At 45.7% G+C, this 21,856-nt stretch carries 19 protein-coding genes; 13 read left to right on the plus strand and 6 right to left on the minus strand.

The genetic code is table 11. The features are described from left to right. Window positions 1–56: 56 nt before the first annotated feature. Entirely contained in the window at window positions 57–224 is a 168-nt protein-coding gene (locus tag ACYVGR_RS36340) for a hypothetical protein (protein ID WP_460965630.1), read from the minus strand. Between ACYVGR_RS36340 and ACYVGR_RS36345 the strand changes: the two genes are divergently transcribed. Further along, the gene (locus ACYVGR_RS36345) at window positions 219–434 is read left to right on the plus strand and encodes a hypothetical protein (protein ID WP_460965632.1); all 216 of its coding nucleotides are present in this window, start codon (window positions 219–221) and stop codon (window positions 432–434) included. The genes ACYVGR_RS36340 and ACYVGR_RS36345 overlap by 6 nt on opposite strands. Before the next feature lie 367 nt (window positions 435–801). Then, entirely contained in the window at window positions 802–1,977 is a 1,176-nt protein-coding gene (locus ACYVGR_RS36350; RefSeq protein WP_460965634.1) for a hypothetical protein, read from the plus strand. 46 nt (window positions 1,978–2,023) lie between these two features. On the opposite strand, the gene ACYVGR_RS36355 is transcribed toward ACYVGR_RS36350, so the two are convergent. Beyond that, a complete protein-coding gene (locus ACYVGR_RS36355; RefSeq protein ID WP_460965636.1) occupies window positions 2,024–5,140 on the minus strand; it encodes an AsmA family protein in 3,117 nt (1,038 codons plus the stop codon). 488 nt (window positions 5,141–5,628) lie between these two features. Here ACYVGR_RS36355 and ACYVGR_RS36360 point away from each other — a divergent pair, with 488 nt between their 5' ends. From ACYVGR_RS36360 to bla, 3 genes are all read left to right on the plus strand, one after another. Beyond that, a complete protein-coding gene (locus ACYVGR_RS36360; RefSeq protein ID WP_460965638.1) occupies window positions 5,629–7,521 on the plus strand; it encodes a CocE/NonD family hydrolase in 1,893 nt (630 codons plus the stop codon). Between the two features lie 214 nt (window positions 7,522–7,735). Further along, window positions 7,736–8,797, plus strand: coding sequence for a purine nucleoside permease (locus ACYVGR_RS36365; RefSeq protein ID WP_460965640.1), 1,062 nt, complete (start codon window positions 7,736–7,738; stop codon window positions 8,795–8,797). Between the two features lie 134 nt (window positions 8,798–8,931). Then, window positions 8,932–9,681 carry a subclass B1 metallo-beta-lactamase gene (gene bla / locus ACYVGR_RS36370; RefSeq protein WP_460965641.1) on the plus strand — a complete coding sequence of 250 codons (750 nt, stop codon included), beginning with the start codon at window positions 8,932–8,934 and terminating at the stop codon, window positions 9,679–9,681. 64 nt (window positions 9,682–9,745) lie between these two features. On the opposite strand, the gene ACYVGR_RS36375 is transcribed toward bla, so the two are convergent. Continuing rightward, window positions 9,746–10,579 (minus strand): helix-turn-helix domain-containing protein, encoded by an 834-nt coding sequence (locus ACYVGR_RS36375; RefSeq protein ID WP_460965643.1) that lies wholly within the window; start codon window positions 10,577–10,579, stop codon window positions 9,746–9,748. A gap of 212 nt (window positions 10,580–10,791) precedes the next feature. On the opposite strand from ACYVGR_RS36375, the gene ACYVGR_RS36380 reads away from it, so the two are divergent. From ACYVGR_RS36380 to ACYVGR_RS36400, 5 genes are all read left to right on the plus strand, one after another. Next, on the plus strand, window positions 10,792–11,370 hold the full coding sequence (locus tag ACYVGR_RS36380; protein ID WP_460965645.1) for an O-methyltransferase: 579 nt from the start codon (window positions 10,792–10,794) through the stop codon (window positions 11,368–11,370). Between the two features lie 26 nt (window positions 11,371–11,396). Next, a complete protein-coding gene (locus ACYVGR_RS36385; RefSeq protein ID WP_460965647.1) occupies window positions 11,397–11,798 on the plus strand; it encodes a nuclear transport factor 2 family protein in 402 nt (133 codons plus the stop codon). A 108-nt stretch (window positions 11,799–11,906) separates the two neighbouring features. After that, window positions 11,907–12,836, plus strand: coding sequence for a nucleoside hydrolase (locus tag ACYVGR_RS36390; RefSeq protein WP_460965649.1), 930 nt, complete (start codon window positions 11,907–11,909; stop codon window positions 12,834–12,836). Window positions 12,837–13,150: 314 nt separating this feature from the next. After that, the gene (locus ACYVGR_RS36395; RefSeq protein WP_460965651.1) at window positions 13,151–14,956 is read left to right on the plus strand and encodes a tetratricopeptide repeat-containing sensor histidine kinase; all 1,806 of its coding nucleotides are present in this window, start codon (window positions 13,151–13,153) and stop codon (window positions 14,954–14,956) included. Window positions 14,957–14,998: 42 nt separating this feature from the next. After that, on the plus strand, window positions 14,999–15,778 hold the full coding sequence (locus ACYVGR_RS36400; RefSeq protein ID WP_460965653.1) for a response regulator: 780 nt from the start codon (window positions 14,999–15,001) through the stop codon (window positions 15,776–15,778). Window positions 15,779–16,029: 251 nt separating this feature from the next. On the opposite strand, the gene ACYVGR_RS36405 is transcribed toward ACYVGR_RS36400, so the two are convergent. Beyond that, window positions 16,030–17,007 (minus strand): GlxA family transcriptional regulator, encoded by a 978-nt coding sequence (locus tag ACYVGR_RS36405; RefSeq protein WP_460965654.1) that lies wholly within the window; start codon window positions 17,005–17,007, stop codon window positions 16,030–16,032. Between the two features lie 129 nt (window positions 17,008–17,136). Between ACYVGR_RS36405 and ACYVGR_RS36410 the strand changes: the two genes are divergently transcribed. From ACYVGR_RS36410 to ACYVGR_RS36420, 3 genes are all read left to right on the plus strand, one after another. After that, a complete protein-coding gene (locus ACYVGR_RS36410) occupies window positions 17,137–17,721 on the plus strand; it encodes a dihydrofolate reductase family protein (protein WP_460965656.1) in 585 nt (194 codons plus the stop codon). A 61-nt stretch (window positions 17,722–17,782) separates the two neighbouring features. Next, window positions 17,783–18,349 carry a dihydrofolate reductase family protein gene (locus ACYVGR_RS36415; RefSeq protein WP_460965658.1) on the plus strand — a complete coding sequence of 189 codons (567 nt, stop codon included), beginning with the start codon at window positions 17,783–17,785 and terminating at the stop codon, window positions 18,347–18,349. A gap of 308 nt (window positions 18,350–18,657) precedes the next feature. Continuing rightward, entirely contained in the window at window positions 18,658–20,076 is a 1,419-nt protein-coding gene (locus ACYVGR_RS36420) for a gamma-glutamyl-gamma-aminobutyrate hydrolase family protein (RefSeq protein ID WP_460965660.1), read from the plus strand. Window positions 20,077–20,200: 124 nt separating this feature from the next. On the opposite strand, the gene ACYVGR_RS36425 is transcribed toward ACYVGR_RS36420, so the two are convergent. Beyond that, on the minus strand, window positions 20,201–20,641 hold the full coding sequence (locus tag ACYVGR_RS36425) for a DUF4395 domain-containing protein (RefSeq protein ID WP_460965662.1): 441 nt from the start codon (window positions 20,639–20,641) through the stop codon (window positions 20,201–20,203). Window positions 20,642–20,772: 131 nt separating this feature from the next. Continuing rightward, the gene (locus ACYVGR_RS36430; protein ID WP_460965664.1) at window positions 20,773–21,366 is read right to left on the minus strand and encodes a redoxin domain-containing protein; all 594 of its coding nucleotides are present in this window, start codon (window positions 21,364–21,366) and stop codon (window positions 20,773–20,775) included. Between the last annotated feature and the right edge of the window lie 490 nt (window positions 21,367–21,856).

Here is a 21,856-nt window from a genome sequence, read left to right on the forward strand (position 1 = left end):
ATTTTACTAGAATGGAGTACGAATCCGACTCTAGTAAAAATAGCCCTTGCTTATGCTCACAGGAAATTAGTTTGATAACCTGTATAGCAAAGGGTATCAAATGCAATCGTTGATTGATTAGTGGTAAGTGGATCAACGGCAATTAGATCAGCGATTTTACCAACCTCAATACTCCCCAGATCGTTGCCAACCCTAGCCGCCAAAATACTCTGTTGCGTATGCATCTCCCAAAGACCGGGCATAACGGTGAGTTTCGACGCATCGACCAGTTTGCCTTTACGGCCAGCCTCGTGTGGTTCGATAGCCTGAATGCGGTTGCCAGCCAGAATAATACCTACGTTTTACCTGACCTGAGTCCTAGCACCATTCTTCCATCGCCAAGTAAGGCGATATATAGCTTTTTTATTCTTTACTGGTTTAGCCTGGAGGCTTAATTAGTTATAACAAACTAGCTCTATAACGCTTAGGTAGTTCACTGAAAATACATTAGGTTATTTTTTGTCATCCCGAGGCACGAGGGATCTTCGGAGGCAGGAAAAGAGGTCATCTCCGAAGATCCCTCGTGCCTCGGAATGACAAAAACGACCCTCTCGCATACTATAAACCATTTATGCTTGAGTACTTATATTAACTGGCTTAATAGTTTAAAAATACTATACGAGCAGAAAATACAATGCGCTTATTATCAAGCACTTATTCACCTGAACTAACTTGAATGCATTTGAACAGAAATGAATGGGTTTATACATACCAATGCTTCTAGATTTGCTTTGTCATTCAATAAACCTGACGACAAATAGTATGTACAAACTCCTTTCACTCCTAATCTTATTTAGCGTAGTTCGGTCTGCTTACGCGCAAAAAGCCACCCTTCCCAATATCCGGGAAATACATATCCCCATGACAGAACAATATTGGACATATGAACCAGGACAGGTTGAATTTGTGACCGATAAAATCGGACCTGTTATGAAAATCCTCAAAGGCGCCGGTAACGTGCTATTGAAAGAAGTTAATTTTAGTAATGGTACTATTGAATTTGATATTGAATTAAAGGGAACAGGCTTTCCAGGTATCAATTTCAGAATGTCGTCGGATCATAAAAACGGAGAAAATTTTTATCTCCGTTCGTTCGGTAAGGTAACACCAGATGTAAGAACCACTTTACAATATGCCCCCATAATAAATGGCATGAGTATGTGGGATTTAACGGATGAATACCAGGCTGGAGCTACCATCTTTCAAAATGGCTGGAATCACGTAAAACTGGTTATTTCGGGTAAACAAATGAAGGCGTACGTAAATGATATGAGTAAACCTGCCTTGATTGTTCCCGAATTGGAAAGCACCGAAACATCTGGAAAGTTATCGTTAAGTGGTTTGGTAAACTACGCTAATTTACTGATCAAACCTGATGCAACAGAAGGCATAAGTCCCGAAGCAGGTTATGCATCTATTTATAATGATACCCGCTATCTGAGAAACTGGATGGTCAGTGCGCCAATCGTTTTCCCCTTTGGTAAAGAATTAATACTGGGTCTCTCCAGCACGTATGGGAAAGGTGTTGCTTCGGAATTGCCCGATAGCACCACACAATGGCAGCCCCTTAAAGCCGGAAGTCGAGGAGTTGTTAATTTGAGCAGACTCTATTCGCATAAAGACAAGGAGCCTCGCCTGTTAGCATGGCTTAAGACAACCATCCAATCCGACAAAGCTCAGGAACGAGTTCTAAACTTAGGCTTCAGTGATGAAGTATGGGTATTCATCAATGGGCAAGCTTTATACGTCGACAAAAACTATTTTGGTACTGCTCAGCAGAAAACGCCAAGAGGCCGATGTACAATCGAGAATGCAGCCATCAAACTGCCTCTGAAAGAAGGTAAGAACGAACTAATGATTGGTCTTGCTAATTACTTTTACGGATGGGGTATCATTGCCCGTCTGGATGACACGGAGGGTATTCAGGTAGCAAAATAAATATCGCTCAGGTGGCGCGAGTGAAGACGCTTGCACCACCTTAATTTCACTGCTCCGATTCGTCTTTATCTTCTTTATTTTTTCCTAGCTTGACTTTCGGATTGGTTTGCGTACCGGTAATGGTCATTGGGATGCCCAGAATGCCCAGGGGCGGCAGGCCCAGTCGGAAGTTCAGGTTTAGTTTCCCATCTAAGCCAACTTTGCCTTCCAATCGGGGCCGGAAACCAGCCACACGCAGTTTGGTGCGGGCAAGCGTCATGGTATTTTTAGCAATCGTGGTCTTAATAGCCACTTCCGATATATCAGGATTGCTGATATCGTGTCCGGTTTTCTTGCTCACAGCCCCAAACAAACGGAATCCGTTCATTTTAACTTTACGAACCGATAACACACCACCACCCATCAACGACGGCAAAATCGGGTCCATATTGGCGTCCAGTTTACCGCCCAGTTGATAGTCCAGCGAAACAAGTCCTTCAGCTTTGGCCGCTGATGTCGCTAACGTTCTAAATAGCGTAATCTCACGATAGGCCCGTTTGATGTCAAAATCAATGGCATTAATGTGGTAATCAAAAGCAGCTCGTTTGGGGGATAAACTCTGGTAAGTGGCATCCATCGTAACAGGCGTACCAATCACCGTAAAACCAGTTTGCTGCAATTTAATTCGACCGCTATCGATGGTCATTTGGCCATGTGCATCCTGCAAGGCCAGACCGTTATAAATCACGCGTTTAGCCGTTGCTTTCACCTCAACCGCCAGATTGGGCGGCACAACAACCACTCCCGATGACTGCGAGGAGGCTTTACCCGATGACGTCGGTTTACTGGCAAAGGCCATGAATTCGTCAACGTTGATCGAGTTGCTGTTCAGGGTGAAGTTACCACGAAGGGGTGACAATGGCTTGGTCAGGTAGTCGATAACATTTGTTAGGTAGCCGTTCATGTCTACCGTAGACGAGCCATAGTTAGCCCTAAACTTGTCGAACCAAACCTTGTCCTGATCGAACCGAAACAGGCCCGTTTTGATCAGAAAAGGCAGTGGGAACATATCCGACGACAGTAGTAGATCGTTCACCTGTACGGTTCCTTTATTAAAAAGCTGATCATATCGGCCGGCCGTGGCATCGCTCTGATTCCCACGAAGCGAGAAATCCGTTTTTATCTTACCCTTTACATCGTAACCCTGTTGTGCCACAACCTGGTAGAGTTTACCCACATCGACCATGCCTTGTGAGGTAATGGCGTAGGTCAGGTTATCGAAATTTTTCAGATCGGCCTGAACCTTAAATGGTTGCCCCTCAAATGAGAACGATATAGGACTAAAGCCAACCTTGAGCGTGTTCAGCGAAGGCGATGTACTGAGAATGTTGGCGTTAATATGGATGCGTTCAATAGGACGCGGGTAGTACTTCGTCTGAACAGTGCCGTCGGTCAGTTGAATGATGGCTTTGGTGATCGGAAACTGACGTTTTTCGGGTACATATTTCCCTTCTGTCTCAGCCTCAACGGTAAGTTTACCCGCCAGTTGCAGGCTATCATTGAGCGGATAAAATGATTTCAGTTCGTCCAGACGTAGAATAGCATCTAATCGTCCGGTCACGGCTAGTTGCTTGGGATTACTCACCTGAACAAATCCGCGAACCACATTTTGCAGGGCTTTGACCTGGAGATTTCGTAACGTGACTTGCGTGTGCTGATAATCCTGATCGGGGCAGGATGCGTCGAGATTAAACCGGACATCCCTGATCGGCTGTGGCAGTGAATCGTATTTAAAGTAGCCATTTTCTAACGAGGACGTTAGCGTAAATCGTGGAATACTCGAAATAGTCTGCTCCACTTTGTGCGCGCTGATACGTTTCTGGGTAACAACATAATCACCATCGGCCTGAAGATTCAGACGATACCGGCCTTTTATATCAATCAACGGAATACCAAAGGCTTTGTCCCATTTTTCCAGATCAAGGTCTGTACTGACCAACGCGTGAACGTTCGGTTTGCTGAACCCTTTTACCCGCAGCCGTGAGCTAAAAAAGTCTTTATTGATCGTGAAATAGAGCGAATCCATGGCCAGGTCCAGTTCTTCAGGATTCAGATTAGGAAGTTTGACCGCCAAATCAAGACGCAGGTTTCGAACAGGATCGGGTGCTTTTTCATAGGCAATTGACCCATCACGCAAGGCAACATTGAGTTGCAGCTCCGGCTTGGTTTTATTGACCGCGCTGTATTCACCCGCCAGCGATACGCCAAATGCCCCGAAGCCATTAATATCCGTTTTAGCAGCCCAGCGTACCAGATCGGGCGGCAGGGCCGTAATGATATTGTGCAAATCCGTTTCAACAGAGTACGCTTTGAAATCCATGGTGTACCCATCGCGCAAAAAGGCAAACCGCCCCTTAAATTGAACAGGCAGCTTATTGATTTTCAGATCGTTTTTGGTAAACACAAACGCCAGCGAAGTCGTATTTACCTGGGTAATTAAATCGGCATTGACCTGTTTTCCAAGCGCATAGGGCTGATTATCGTAATAAAGATCAACCGAGTCGATGTGTGTGTGTGTATAGAGGTCAAAGATGTCTTTACTCAAATCGCCTTTGCCTTCATAGAACACGCCCTTTGCACGAACCAAAATCGGGATCGACAAGTCGTTATAGAGAATATTAGTCCGCTCGACCTGTATTTTTTCGATGGTCAGTGCGGTGCTGCTAGTGTCTTTTGGAGCCGCCACCGAATCGGTAGAGGCTGCATAAACATTGTAGTTGGCACGTCCCTCTTTGTCTACCTGAACATTGATTCGCCCATCGGCCAGAAACACCTTGTCGATTTGAATTCGCTTTTCGAGCAGACTGGATAGATCGACCCCCAAACTGATTTCTCGGGCCGCTATGAGCGTATCCCGTTCAAACGGAGCCGAGCCGTTGAGCGTAACGTCGTGCAGGGTGAGTGTCAGGTTGGGGAAGCGTGCGAAAAATGAGAGTGTCGCGTCGGAGAACACCAGTTTACCTTTCAGGTGACTGGCTGTCCACTCGTTCAGCTTTTCCGTAATAAAGCCGGGAAACAAGTAAGGCAAACCGCCAATGGTCAGGCCAACCAGCAGAATAACAGCGCCTATACCAAGGCTCAATCGTTTAAGCCCTGTTGCAACAGATTTTAACGTACGTTTCATGTCGGTGGGTGGTGGCGCACGAGAGGAATCGTGCTTACCAAACAAATCGCTTGATGCCAGCCAACCACAAAGTTAGTACAGCGCACTGATAACTATTATACCGGATGGTTAATAGTGTAGCACCATAAACTGACAATTCGGTGACTGCTAGTCTACTAACTGATCAGGCAAGAATCCTGCCATGGATGGTTGTTTTCGGGAAATAGGCGCTGAATAGCATGCGGATTATAAAAGTAAAAAGGAATCAGGATTAACCCGATTCCTTTTCAGACAACGAGTAGGTGCATTTCCGAAGAACCTCCCCTCTCACGCCCAAAGCGTCTTTGTCCGGTGACAAGACAATTATAGCCTGCAAAAAAGTTCCTTTTCTTGCCTGGCTAGCAGTTGAATCAACTCCCCAAAGACCGTTAGGCAGGAAATTGCCTATCCATCGAATTATCTAGCCCTTTTTAGCGCTATTTTGTACCAAAAATGACTTCCAACATTCTGTGAAAACACTAGTCGCTCTTATTCTGCTGCTGCCCGCGCTCGCTGTCGCCCAGTCGACTCCACCCGCCAACCCTTACCCATATACTCCCGTACAAGACACGGCTTATGTGCGCGAGAATTACCAGAAATCTGAATTTATGGTGCCCATGCGCGACGGCACCAAACTGTTCACGCAGGTATATGCACCCAAAGACCAATCGGTGAAGCATCCGATCATCATGCAACGAACGCCTTACAGTTGCCAGCCTTATGGCGTTGGCCTGTTTCGTCGACGTTTAGGGCCTAATCCATTTATGTTACGCGAGAATTACATCGTTGTTTATCAGGATGTTCGTGGACGATGGGCTTCTGAAGGCAAGTTTGTCGAAATGACACCCCATGTTGATAACAAGAAAGGGAATGCCGATCACGACGAAGCTTCCGATACTTACGATACCATCGAGTGGCTCTTGAAAAATATTCCCAACCACAACGGCAACGTGGGCCAATGGGGCATCAGTTATCCCGGTTTCTTCACCTCGGCAGGATCAGTGTCTGGCCACCCTGCTCTGAAAGCATCATCACCTCAGGCACCGATGGCCGACCTCTGGCGTGATGATGCGTTTCATAACGGGGCCTTTCAAATTGCTGCGAACTTTGGCTTTTACACAGGTTTTCAGGAACAAACTGGCCCAACGAAAGAACGCCCCAAACGCTTATTTTCGATCGACGATCCCGATGGCTATCATTTTTACCTGAACATGGGGCCAACGGCAAATTCGGAAAGTCAATACTATAAAGGTCGGAATGTGTACTACCACGAAAATTTCGAACATCCTGACTACGATGAGCACTGGAAAAAGCGGAACATTCTGCCACACCTTAAGGGCATCAAACACGCCGTTATGGTTGTCGGTGGCTGGTACGATGAGCAGGATTTGTATGGCACCTTCAACACCTACAAAGCCATTGAAAAGCAGAATCCAGGTATTCAGAGCATTTTTGTGGTAGGTCCCTGGGTACACGGGGGCTGGGCGGGTCCATCAGGCCAAACACTTGCCGATGTCGATTTTGGCTCGAAAACATCGCCTTATTATCAGGAGAATATCGAAGCTAAATTTTTCAAGCACTACCTATTTAACGAAACAACTCCGTTGACATTACCCGAAGCCACCCTCTTCGAAACGGGCACCAATCGCTGGCGGAGCTTCGATACGTATCCACCAAAGGGAACCGTGGAGAAACAATTGCATTTAGGGGGTAGTGGAAAACTCAGTTTTTCGCCCATAACCACGGGTGCAGCATTCTCCGAATTTCCTTCCGACCCGGCGCATCCGGTGCCGTTTGCCAGCAAAATCAACGATGGTTTTTCGGCGGAGTACATGGTCGACGATCAGCGGTTTGCCTCCGCTCGACCCGATGTATTGACGTTTCAAACCGACGCTCTTACGGAAGATGTAACGCTGGCTGGGCCTATTCTGGCGCAACTCACCGTATCGACCACCGGTACCGATGCCGACTGGATGGTGAAAGTCATTGATGTCTATCCGCCAGATGCACCGGAAAATCCTCAGCATAAAGACGTTGTGTATGGTAATTACCAGCAACTGATTCGGAGCGAGATTATTCGGGGACGTTACCGGAACAACGTCAGCAAACCTGAAGCCTTCAAACCCAATCAGCCAACGCAGGTGGCTGTCGAGTTACAGGATGTTCTGCATACCTTCAAAAAAGGACACCGACTCATGGTGCAGGTGCAAAGTTCGTGCTTCCCCCTCGCCGACCGGAATCCACAAACATTCGTACCCGTTTTCTCGGCTAAAGAATCGGATTATCAGAAAGCCACGCACCGAGTGTATCATGGCAAATCGGGCGCAAGTTTTCTGAAAGTTGGGGTTTTAACGAATCCATAATGCTACAGTAAGAGCTTCTCAGGACAGATAGAGCTTTACAGCTTACAACGTTTGGGGAAGCTCGAATAGCCTAAGTGGCTAATGCAATAATGAATTACAGGATTTTTTTGTCATCCCGACGCAGGAGGGATCTTAAAGCATCCTTGTTTGAGAGTCAAGAAACCTTAAGATCCCTCCTGCGTCGGGATGACAAAAACAAGTAGCCATACCCCACGTGCACAGGAAACTATTACTACCGATCTTATTAATTGTCAGTCTATCGACCTATGCCCAGCCAACGGCGCCCATTCCGGTTAAGGTAGTGGTCGTGACTATGTTCGAAATTGGGGCCGATACCGGCGATCGACCCGGCGAATTTCAGTATTGGGTCGAACGGCTTCCGCTTTCGCAAACCATTCCGTTTCCGCAAGGCTATCGCAACCTTCGGTATAATCCAGACAAACAGATTCTGGGCATTTGTACCGGTATGGGAACGGCTCGGTCTGCGGCCTCTATTATGGCACTGGGTATGGACCCTCGCTTTGATCTATCTCATGCCTACTGGATGGTGGCGGGCATTGCCGGAATTGACCCCGAAGATGGTAGCGCAGGCTCAGCCGTCTGGGCCGAATGGTTGGTAGATGGCGATCTGGCTCACGAGATTGATCCGCGCGAAATTCCAAAAGAATGGCCAACGGGCTATCTGCCGTTACGTCGGGCAAAACCCTATGAAGAACCCGCTCAGGATAACGATTTCACGGTTTCGATCCACCTGAATCCTGAACTGGCCAAGTGGGCGTATGGGCTAACGAAAGACACGAAGCTAGCGGATAATGAAACCCTTCAGAAAATGCGATCCCGTTATAAGGGTTTCCCCGAAGCCCAAAAACCACCGCGTGTTATGATGGGCGACCATATTGCCGCCATGACCTTCTGGCACGGCAAATACCTGAATGACTGGGCTAACAAATGGGTCAGTTACTGGACGGGAGGCAAAGGAAATTTTGTAACTTCAGCTATGGAGGATACCGGAACCGGGCAGTCTCTACAATGGCTGACGAATGCGGGAAAAGCGGATATCAATCGGTATATGGTTTTACGAACGGCCAGTAACTACACCATGCAACCCGCTGGCGTAACAGCCGCCGAAAATTTGACCAATGGTGGTAAAGAAGTTGGTGAACGTTACACGGCCTACGTGCCAGCACTGGAAGCTGCTTACCAAACGGGCGTTGTAGTCATTGATAAACTGATTGGGAACTGGGCTGTTTATAAAGACAAGACGCCGGGTAAATGATGATAGTGTCTGGCGCGGGTATTCACCCGTGCCTTTTCAGTCAGCATTCGCTGACGCCTTAATCCAGAACGCCAGTGAATACTGGCTAAATGTATAGGCACGGGTGAATACCCGCGCCAGAATTAGCCCAACTCATGCGTATCTTACTTCTGCTTTTCTTCTTTATTCCTTTCCAGCATCTTACCCTGGCTCAATCTGCGCAAAAGCCAAAATTGACCGTTACCCCCTTGAACGATCAGGTGTATGCCCATATCACCTATGGCTTATACCGTGGCACACCTGTAGGCTCTAACGGACTGATTGTAAACACAAAAGATGGAGTTGTATTGGTTGATACAGGTTGGGATACCGACACCAATACCGATAATACCCGAGATATAATACAATGGGTTGCCGATAATCTGCACCAACCGATTCGGCTCTGCATTGTTACCCATGCGCATGAAGATCGTGTAGGTGGTATTCATGAACTCCGTAAAGCGGGCATCCGGGTTGTAAGTACGCCCTTAACCGCACAGAAATCGGTGAAACTCGGCTATGAATCGCCCGATGGTATTTTACCGAACGATACTACATTCACAATTGGGCAAGAGCCGATCCGATGCTACTTTGCGGGCGAAGGACACACCAGCGATAACATTGTGGTCTGGCTACCCAACCAGAAGATTTTGCATGGTGGGTGTCTGGTAAAAAGCGTGGCCGCCTTCGGAATGGGGAACCTTGCCGATGCGAACCTAAATGCCTGGGCAGGTACCATTCAGAATGTGATGAAGCAATTTGGCGATGCTCGAATTGTGGTTCCCGGTCATGAGGAATGGGGTGATACAAAATCACTGGAACACACCTTAACGCTCCTCAAAAAGCACGCAGCCGCTAAAAAATGAGTGGTTTGCGGGCATGGCTAACCCTGATTTTTAATCAACACAGCACAGCTTTTTTCCCAAAACATTATCTCTGAACCCGCTTTTTATTGATAAAATAGAGCGGCCGATTTCCACAGATGTCAAGGAAGTTATTGCTGAATGTGGCTAAGCTCTCGTAGCCAACCAGACTGGCAATCTCCGAAACATTATCGTTTCCCTGCTCCATCAACTCCAGCGCTTTCATCATTCTAGCCAGTTTACAATAGCTGGAAAAAGACACCCCAAGTTGTTGCCTACACAAGCGACTCAATGTTCGAACCGAAAACCCAAACTGGCGAGCCAACGTCTCGATACTAATTTTTTCGGCTAAGTGCTTTTTCAGGTAGTCCAGCAGTTGAGCGAGTTTTTCATGACTGGTCGAAGGAAGACAGACATGTATGGATTTTGTCATTTCCTCCGGTAATAGATCCTGAATAGCTTGTAGAAACGTAACTTCCCGAAAATCTGCCGGTTCTACTTCATTCCATTTTTCGGTGTACCGAATCATTTCCTTCAGTAAAGGGGAAACGGGGAAGACCGTAAGTTCAGACTTAAGCCTATTCGTTGATGAATCGGCCGGAAAACAGATCGCCCGCATGTGCAGCGATGGACTGTCTGACCAAATTTCATGCAGTGTACTAGGTGGAATCCAGGCCCCATACCAACTGGGCAACAACACTTTTTTACCCGCTACGTGCAGATGAACGAACCCATTTTCGGCGTAGACAAACTCCCCCCACGGATGCTGGTGCCAATCGGTGTAAAAGCGCCCTAACTCCTGATGATAGACAAACGTGGGTTTCTCGGCTGCAACCGACGCACAGCTTACTGGTTTTCGGGCGGTGGCCGATGCGAACAAATCATTGTCTTTTTCTAACATATGGGCCAAGTTAGAAAAATCTACTTTTGCCAGCACATTATTTGTGGGCTTTGCATGACCCCGAATTGATTTTCATAAAATGAGCAATCATCCCGTAGTTATAAAACAGCTTGGCCATTTTATAAAAATCAATCCGGGGTCACACAACCTCTAACAAAGTTTCAATCTACACAATGAATCAGCGAGCCTACGCTCCTATAAAACAATCACTTATGAATCCTCCAACGCTAAAACCATTCCCGGCAGCTTACGAATTTATTGAAAAAGCAACACAGGAAGCGGGCTTTTCCATGGCCTCCGATCCGCTCACCTGTGCTTTACTCAGTACGCTGGCAGCCAGTAAACCGGGAGGCCATTTTCTGGAACTAGGAACTGGCACGGGGCTGGCAACGGCCTGGATACTAGCCGGAATGGACACGGCTTCAACCTTGATTTCGCTGGACAACGATCCCGCTTGTCTGGCCATTGCCCAACAGTATTTGAGCGCCGATAGTAGACTAAAACTTATAGAAGCCGACGGCGGTGAATGGCTTCAAACAGCCGGGGGGCTGAAATTCGACTATATTTTCGCAGACACCTGGCCGGGGAAATACTTCTTCCTGGATGAAACGTTGGCTTTATTAAAACCGGGTGGTTTTTACCTGATTGACGACATGCTTCCCCAACCCAATTGGCCAGCCGGGCACGATCAAAAAGCTACGGATTTGCTGGCCCACCTGCAAATCCGCCCCGATCTACGCATCAGTCAGTTAGACTGGGCCACTGGCATTGTGGTAGCCGTCAAGCAATAAACCAACCTATTTGTAGTCCATTGCTTATGCAAACAGCTCACCCAAATATCACCCTTGTTCATCGGTTTTTCCAGGCCTATGCCGAGCAGGATCTGTTAGCAATCCATCAACTTCTTGCCCCCAATATTCGCTGGGTTATTCCCGGAAAGCATCCGTTGAGTGGCGTTAAATCTGGTCCCGATGAAGTGCTTGCCTATTTGAATCAATTGGGCAAGGCCGCTTTCCAGGCCCAACCAATTGTGGCGGGCGTTACTGATGACTACGTAATTGATTGTCATCATAATTGGAGTAATCTTCCCGAAGGTGCCCCGTTTATGGGCATGTCCTGTCTGCTCTGGAAATTTGCGGATGGTCAAATTAGCGAAGTCTACAACTTCCCGCAGGATCAACATCAGGTTGATTCATTTTTCCAGAATCTCTACGGGTAGAACGCTTGCTTCTCCCGAAAGGAGGGCGTATACTGCCACGGAATTCAGTGGTCTGGCTGATCAGCAACCATTGCCGATCAGTCAGGCTATCCTAAATGACTACGCCCAATGCCCAAACTTATCTTAATGGATCACGACGGCGCAATTGATGATTTGTTGTCGCAATTGCTCGTACTCACCATGCCCGATACCGACCTGATCGGAGTGACGGTTACCCCTGCCGATTGTTACATCGAACCCGCCCTCGAATCGACATACAAGCTGCTCCAGTTGATGGGAAAGGAACAGGTTGCCCTGGGCCGGGGAGATTATTATGGCATCAACGCATTTCCGAACGAGTGGCGCGCCCGGCCGGAGATCATCAATGCGTTGCCCATGTTGATCAACCTGCCCAAATCGCCCGATCCATATCTGTACCCAAGCGCCCCCGACCTGATCATCGATAAGTTATCCTCAGCCACGCAAAAGGTAACGATTCTGATGACGGGGCCGTGCTCCAATCTCGTGCTGGCTCTGGAGAAAGCGCCTGAACTAAAAGCGAAAATCGATGAGATTGTCTGGATGGCGGGAGCATTCAGAACGAACGGAAATGTGCAGACCTTCCAGCACGACGGTAGCGCCGAATGGAATGTATTCTGGGACCCCATTAGTTCGCAGAAACTGGTTTCCTATGAACTTCCATTGACGCTGATTCCGCTGGACGTGACGAACCATGTGCCTGTTACGAAGAAGTTTCTGTCAACCCTGGCCACGCAAATTGATTATAAACTATCGAACCTGACGGGGCAACTTTGGGCGCTTACACTCGATACGATTCCGAGTTACCACTACACCTATTTCATGTGGGATCTCTTGGCAACGAGTTATTTAGCCATGCCAGAGCAGTTTACTACGGAAATCGTAAGAGCAAACGTAAGTACTCGCCCACCCAACGCCGGCCAAACCTATCTGGACTCGAACGGCTACGAACTCAAGATCGCGACCGACGTGAATGTTGATTATTTCTACGAGTATATCTTAAAACAGTACAAGCAGTAGCTGTTCAGGTCTTTCTCAGGAAATCGTGCCATAACCTGCATTAGGCAGTGGCACGATTTTTTAGTTACCCTCCTGCTCTGGTACTCAGCAGTAAATTCTTTCAGAAAACTACTTGATAATCTATCTCAAACAGTAAGTAACTAATCAAATCAGAAAAACACAAAAAGCTTAGTATCAAGATTTTCAGGGCAATACCGAAGTAGATATTTACTAATATTACCAACAAAACAAGAAAATATCATAAATAGCCGTATCCCTTTTATTACTGGATAACTATATGGCTTAAATTAGTGCCTGATTATCCTCCCTCTTCCATGCTAATTTTAGCTAAACGCTTCGTTTATCTTATAACTTGGTTAGCCCCCTGCATTGTATTGGCTCAGCAGGAACAGCCAACTATCGAATCCAGTGCTCCCGATTCCGTTAAGATAAAACAGCTTTGGAAGCTAAGTGACTCTTTGTTGAACACTAGCCAGTTTGCACCCGTCAAGAAACTATTGGAGCAGGCATTGACCATTGCACAGACTGGTGAAGATACCCATCGAATAGCTATTGGTTACCGGAAGCTTGCTGGTTTTTACCAATCAACCGGCGACTTTGCTACAGCCATATCCTTCTATTTAAAAGCACAGGTGGCTTTTAAAGCCAGTGATGATCAACGGAATTACATCCGAATGTTTAATTATGTCGGCTTCTGTTACAATCGACTTGACAAGACCAAAGAAGCCCGTCAGCATGTAGAGCGGGGTATGGCCTTGGCGCAACAATTTGGCTATGACCAGCTCCTGCCTGAGTTTTATAGTGAGCTAATCAATATAGACAGCAACAGTAAGCAGTACGCATCGGCGATTGCGTATACCAATAAGGTGTTGGCGTATTACAAGCAGAAAAAAGATTGGGATACCTACTATGGTACCCTGTTTAACGCCGGGTTGCTTTACAAAAATATGGGTCAGTACGTTCGGTCAGAGCAGGCGTTTCGGCAGTCGATGGCATATGCAATCAAAACGAACGACGAATTCTTGCAAGGCTATATCAACACAAGCATTCCTTACGCACTGATTCCGCAGAATAAATTAGACGAAGCGGAAGAAGCTTGCCACAAGGCCCTTATCTGGGCTGAAAAAAAGGGACTGGAGAAACATTCCATCTTAGCCGATGTAAACGAACATTTGAGTCGAATTTATGAGAAACGAGGAGACTTCCATCAGGCATTACTCTTTTATAAACGCCATATAGCCAGTCGTGATAGCGTATTTAACGCCACAAAAAACCGACAGGTAGCCGAATTGGAAGCTCGTTATCAAACGCGGGAAAAAGAAGAAAACATCCGGGAGTTAGCAGCTACCAATGCACACCAAACCCGCCAGATTTGGGCGGGTGTAGGCGGCTTAATTGTACTGACCATTCTGCTCGGAACACTGTACTGGCTGTATGCACGTGTACAACAAAGCCGCAGAAAAATTACCCAACAATCAAATCAGTTAACCCTGATGATGAGGGAATTACATCATCGCGTAAAAAATAATCTGGCCATTGTATCCAGTCTGCTTAAGCTACAATCGAATCGTCTGGATGATGAAAAAGCGATACAGGCGGTTCGCGTAGGGCAGCAACGTGTTGAAGCCATGTCGCTTATTCACCAACGGCTTTATCAAACAGACGAAGTAACGACCGTGAACATGCGTGCTTATCTGGCCGATTTGTCGGAGAGCCTAATGCGGGCTTACGATTATTCGGCTGACGAATTTGACCTACAACTCAATATCGAGCTCGAGGAATTGGACGTCGACATGGCTATGCCCCTGGGATTGATCGTTAACGAACTGATTACCAATTCGTTTAAATACGCCTATAACAAGGCCGATAGGAAACGCCCCTTGCTCCGAATCGACTTACGGCAACAAACCGATCAAGCACAAGCTGGTATTACGTTAGAAGTTCAGGATAACGGGCCTGGTATCGACATATCAGACTGGCAACAAAAGGGCAATAAATCTTCGTTCGGGAAACGATTAATAGCCTCACTTAGCGAGCAACTGGACGGGCATTTTGAACTACTCAAACAGAATGGGACTTTATTCCGACTCCACATGCCCAACATCCGGACTCAAGCATAAGCCTAAGCACCGTCAATTCCCGAATTTTATTAACTGCAATGTATGAATCCCGATGAACGAGTAAAAATTCTGATTGTCGAAGATGAGCCTATTCTGGCAATGGAATTGAGCGATAGCCTGGAAGATGAAGGATATGATATAGTTGGTATAGCCAATAATGGGCGTAAAGCGTTGGATATCTTCAAACGGCAGCCCGTTGATCTATTGTTGTGCGATATTACGATTAAAGGCGATTGGGATGGTATTGAAACAGTGCAACATATTACGAACGAGCGGCCCGTACCAATTATTTACCTAACTGCTCTGACCGACCGCGAAACGCTGGAACGAGCGAAACAAACTTACCCGGCAGCCTACGTCAACAAGCCCTATCAATTACACAGTCTTCGAACAGCCATTGAGTTAGCGATTCATAACTTTATTGCCCGAACCAATTCAGCACCAGCCAATCAACCCGAAACTACCTTATCGGATCGGGACATACTTGGCCGGGAAACAATTCTGCAAATCAACGATCACTTGTTCATCAAACAGAATTATCAGTTCGTAAAAGTGAGTTTAAGCGACCTGCTTTATCTGGAAGCCGATAATATTTATACTACGCTGTTTACCTCAGGCCGTAAATATGTACTCCGGCTTACCCTGAGTGGTATTCTGGAACGCATCAATTTACCGGAGCTCGTTCGCATTCATCGCTCCTATGCGGTTAATATCAACAAAGTAGATTCGTTTAATGAGGCTGAAATAAGTATTGGCTCCTATTTAATACCGATCAGTCGAAGCTACAAAGACGATTTCTTACGGCACTTTTTACATCGATAAAATTCAAGATCGGGCCGATACATATATAGGGAATAGATTGAAGGAGAAAATTCTTTTTGCGCAGTCGATAATTGTTGTAGCGAAAAGCCGTTTGAATTTTCCACTAACAAGAGAAGTTTGAGCGACTTTTTTGTCATTCCGACGCAAGGAGGAATCTCAAGTTTCCCAATAGTCAAGCTTGAGATTCCTCCTTGCGTCGGAATGACAAAAAAGAAAAATTCATTCTCCGTGCTTCTGTGTAAAAAATACATTTAAACAAGCATTTCTTTGTTGTATTTATTCCTGTAGTCAACAGGTGCTAAGCCAGTAATTTTTTTAAATATAGTCCGAAATGCTTTTGTATCCGAATAGCCAACATCATACATAATTTCATTCACTGTTTTCCGGCCTGTTTCGAGGCTTTTTTTAGCGGCTTCCATTTTTACGCGCTGCATATATTCAGCAACCGTATTAGACGTAGCTTTTTTGAACCGGCGTTCCAGATTTCGTCTTCCTAACGCAAATTTTGATGCTAAATCATCGACCGATATTTTATCCTGAAAATTTCTCTCTATAAATTCCTGTGCTTTTTTAATAGGCTCATCTTCATGATCTTTTTGACCCTGAAAAATCGTAAATGAAGACTGATTTTCCCGCTCTATTTCTATCGCAAACACTTTGGCTGCCAGAATCGCAATATCACGACCAGCATATTTCTCAATTAGATACAGAATAAGATTCAAATACGAAAATGCTCCCCCACTCGAATAGATGCCGTGTTCGTCAGTGATAATTTTTTCGGTTACCAGATCAACATCCGGGAAGAGTTGTTTGAATTGATTCGCAGCGAGCCAATGTGTCGCACATTTCCGACCTTTCAATAATCCAGTTGAGGCTAATAAAAAAGCACCTAAACAGAGGCTGGCAACTTCAGCTCCGTTTTCATATTGTTTAATAATCCAGGGAATAAAATCCCGGTTATTTTCTATCGAAGTTTTCAGGTCGCCATCAAGAGCCGGAATGATAATTAAATCTGCTTTTTCTAGCTCGTCGATTAACAAATCGGCATGAACAGTAAATAAGCCTCCGCTTATCGGTGTTTCTTTCGAAAGGCCAACTAGCTGCACCTTAAATAAAGGCCCTTCGCCCCTTGCTTTAAAAAAATTGTTTACTTCTGAAAATAATTGGCGGGTGCCTTCCAGACTACCTAAAATAGCACCTTTTGGGATTAGGATTGATATCTGCTTCATAGTTCAAAAATAGCGAAAATCACTGTCGGAATCAACCCTTACTTTGCCGTATTTACCCCCTATTGGCGTTACTAAATCGCGCTACATTTGTCTATAGCAAAATCGGAAATAGAACAACTAATACGTACCATGAGAAAGGTAATTTTATTCATGCATATGTCGCTCGATGGCTTCGTATGCGGCCCCAATGGCGAACAGGACTGGATGACCATGAGCGATGATGAAATGGGCAAATACCTCGCAGCAGATTTCCAGTCAACGGTTGATACGATCCTGACTGGGCGTGTCTTGTACCAGGGTTTCGCTAGTTTCTGGCCTTCCGTTCCCTCCAGTCCGGGTATCCCGGCAGAACTAATCGATTTTGCGAATTGGATGAATAATACCCGCAAGATTGTTTTCTCCAAGACCCTACAAGCTGTCGACTGGACCAACTCAGTCTTAGCCGAACAGAACATTGTCGACGAAATCAATCATTTAAAACAGCAGCCGGGTGGCGACATGGTGGTCTTCGGTGGGGCAGCCTTCGTTGCAGCTCTGGCCGAACAGAACCTGATTGATGAATACCGGATCAAACTGGAGCCAATCATTCTGGGCGACGGCAAAGCTTTATTCAAGGATGTTCATGACCGGACCAAACTAACGCTTGCCAAAGCCAAAGCGTTTGACTCAGGTGTGGTTGGACTTTATTATCAGGTCAACAGAAATACCCCATAGAACGCAGACTTTCAAGATCATATAAGATTAACAATGATTCTTTGAGACAAGAACGTAAAGAATGAGAAAGCTGATTTTTTTCATGCACACATCCCTGGATGGTTTTGTGGCAGGCCCTAATGGAGAAATGGATTGGATTAATCTGGACGACTCCCTGTTCGACTTCGTTGGCTCCATGACTGAGCAGGCCGACGCAGCCCTCTATGGCCGAGTAACTTATGAAATGATGCAGGCCTACTGGCCGACCGCAGCTGAGCAACCCGATGCCTCTAAACACGATATTGAGCATGGCAACTGGTACAACAGCGTCGCAAAAATTGTCTTATCCAAAACGATCAGTGGCGCTGGCTTAACGAACACAACCGTCATTGGCGATCAGCTTTCGGAGCATATCAATCGGTTAAAACAGCAGGAAGGCCAAAACATATTGATTTTCGGAAGTCCCGGCGCTTCGCAATCGTTATTAAATCTGGGGCTTATCGATGAGTTCTGGCTATTCGTCAATCCAATAATTTTAGGGCAAGGGCTATCCTTATTTGATCATGTAACAGGAACAACCAAACTAAAACTCCTGGAGACGAAATCGTTTGACTGTGGGGTAATCGCCATTCATTATGGGAAGCAGTAGTACTAGTATTATCAACAATTGAGTACACATAAACTTAGGATTTTCGTAGAGAATCGTGCCATCGTAGCAGCAGACCGTGGGTCAATTGACTTACCTGGATACCCTTGTCATAGCTCCCTGCGAAAGTCCTAATATGCTTGAAATTCTCCCAGAAACCACCAGTCACCTGCTACGCGAAAATTCTTCGGCCGTTTGTATGAAAAGGCTTGGCACTATCCAGCCTTTTTTAGAACTTGATAGCATACCATTCATTACCCTTGTAGTAAAGAATTTTAAATGAATCTATCCGGCTATTTCGCTCAACTATCATGCAACAATCACGCTCTAACAATTACAAAAGACATAACAATCAGCCAGTCCAACCCCCAAAGAATTACCATAGTCAGAAACGAGCACCGAACTCTCCGCCTATTAAAACCAAGAGCGGACAGGCCGGAGCATTCGCTCCTGTTAGTTTTAAGCCTAAAGTTGGTATTAGCAATCGGCCAGGGTTTGGTTACGATAGTAAGGCTCTAAGCGACAACGAAGGTGCCCCTATTCTGACATTTTCCTTACCACCTAAACACTTCGCGTTGGACAGGGAGGCCACCGAAATCCAAAAACAACAGGAGGTAAAAAGCGTACAGAAAGACCGTATTGTAGAGAATGTCAATGAGCATCTAGCTGGCGTCCACGGCTTGTATATCCCAGGCGGTCAGGATAACCTAGATCGAGAAAAAAACGGTCATATTGAGAAAGAGAACCGTGAAAACTATGAACAGGCTTTAATCAAAAGGGCGCGAAATTTAGGCATGCCCATATTGGCAGTATGCGGTGGGTCCAGAAGTCTGGCGCGTGGATTTGGAGGAATGGAACAAACGTTAACCGGTGAACAAATTAATATCCATAATCAAAGAGGTACTAGTACCATAGCTCACCCATTGCATTTTAGTAATGTTCCTACCGATAGAGATTCTTTTTCATCGAATCAGTTTTTTGGGCTTTTAGGTGGAGCGGCTCAGCCCAAAGGCCAAGTCAAAGAAATCGTGGCAAAAATCAATGCGATGAATTCCACCCACCAAAAAGTAGTAGCCTTCGGTAAGGATGGAGAAATGACTATCCGGGAAGACGTCGGATCAGATATTCTAAGAGTGAAAGGCAAGAATGTATCTGAAAAACGAATGCTAATTAATGGCAAGCCAGAAGTGGAGTTTACAGTCTGGGATGGAACTGGTGAAACTAAGACCCCAGAGGGTTTTGAAACACGATATGGAGCTCCCGTTATGGGAATTACCTCACACCCAGAGGCTATATCAGGAACCTCGGGAGCGAGAAAGGCATTTGACGGTCATCAAGACGCTATCAGGTGGTCAGATAATATCTTCAAAGGCTTTGCGCAGTCAATGCAAACTTACGCAGCCAAGCAGCAAGTACTTTCCGACCTGAAGTCTGGTAAGCCAATTAAATTAAAGCGTGTTACTCCAGTAGTAAAATCGGCCGCAGCCGTAGTACAGATTGAAGCCAAAAATCGATTACCGGGCAGACTGAAATGGGAATATAACACGGAATTGGTACCATTTGAGCCCGTATCTACAAAACTAGTAGCTCCCAAGACGGTAAATAGGCCCAGATTAACCGATATACAACTAGGAGAAATGCACAAGCAAACACCCAACTACAATCCATGGCATAGAATCAAATGGATAGAACAATATAAAAAAGATCATCCAGAAAATGACTATGTGTAGTTGTGCTAGGTCTATCAGCTACGCAATCGTGATTAATTGAACAAGGCTCATTTGTAAGTATAAGCTTACAAATGAGCCTTGTTCAATTAAATGAATATACTAAAGTTATTGGACAACAGCGTAGTCAGACAGCCTTCGGAAACAGACGGATGTAGAATGTATAAACATAACAACCCGCACAGAAACCAAAAACAGATTCGAGCGTGGCGAAAATTACCAATACCACTGTCGGGATAAGCGTGGAAATAGCCGCTAGTTGAAGGGCCGAGATAAGCAATACAAAGGCCAGCCCGATACGAGCCGCAAACCGCTTGGGAGCCTGATCGGTTCCTTTGTAAGGCAAACGAAACGCTTTGACCAACCACTCGGCCAAGTTACCAAGCGGGCTGTATTTCCCAAAGTCAAAACTCCGCAAGCTAAAATCGATCACCAGAAACAACGGTAGGGCTAACCAGTTCGTGGCCAGATAGACCAGTCCGGTAATCAATACCAAACCAGCCACCAGTCGAACCTTCGTTTCGTTAATCTGAACCCCATCAACAGGGCAGTCAAGGTTTGTATTCATATTCATAAGGCGGTTGACTATTCTCAAACCACTAGTGCTTTAACAAAATAGATTCTAGATGTTTCTATAGCTTCTCGGGGCCGCCCGCGCGGTCGGCCCCGAGAAGCTATAGAATCTAAATTGGAACAGCACTAACCTAATGCTTCAAGGACTTCAGCTTGTTGCGTAAAACCTTCAAAATTCTCGTCCAGAAAATGGTACTGAATCTGCCGGGAACGATCGACAACATACACAGCAGGAACAAACACATCTTCCGAAATACCCGACACCCGATCCCAGATTGGGTCTGTTTCCGAGTAAACGCCAAACTGACGAGCTACCGATTTGTCAGCGTCGTAGGCCAGCAACATAGACGATAAATCGATGTGTTTGGATAAATACTTAGGGTTTTCGTTGGTAAAGACAACCATCTGGCCTCCTTTCTCCCGCACTTCAGCGGCCATTTTTGTCAGTGCAGTTAAGAACGGGCGGGCATAACCTCCCCAGCAAGGGCAATAGAAACTAATCACAATTGGCCCGCGGGTTAGTAGCTCAGGCAGGCTCACCGTCTGATGCGATACGCCAGCTGTAATAAGAGACGCCTGCCAATAATCGGCGGTGTCGACCAACGAGAAGAAAGGAACTGATTCACCCGTTAACAAGGGACGAACTCGTTCAATCGGCTGCCGGTCTTTAACAACTACACTCCGTATCTCTCCCAATTCATTAACCATTTCCAGTGTCATAATCTGTATTGCTTAATTTAAGACTCTTAATCTATATATTAACTAGATTTTTCTTGAAAAGAAAGAAGCCAGTTCCAAACTGACTTGAATTTCCCGGACTAAGCGCTGCGCTCAACCAGAATCGATAGCAAAGGTGATAAGTATTTTTTAATTCTACAAGAAAAATCAACAAAATGATTATCAATTAGTTACCCAATAGTCTATCTACTTTACGGATTTATTCTATTATCTCTACTACTTATAAAGACAAATCATAAATAATCGAATAGAATTCGACTTATTTAATGGGCAAGTGTGACCCCTTCAGGGTCAAATATTTATAGTTGTTATAGTTTCCTATAGACATTTGACCCTGAAGGGGTCACACTAAAGCCATCGCCTAATTAACCTAATTCCAACAATTTTCTCAAGTCGATTTCTATATTTTACCCCTGCTTACTCAAAGAAGTCAAGCTAGACTAAGACTATTCGCAAAACTAGAATACGAACT

The sequence above is a fragment of the Spirosoma litoris genome, assembly GCF_054776755.1.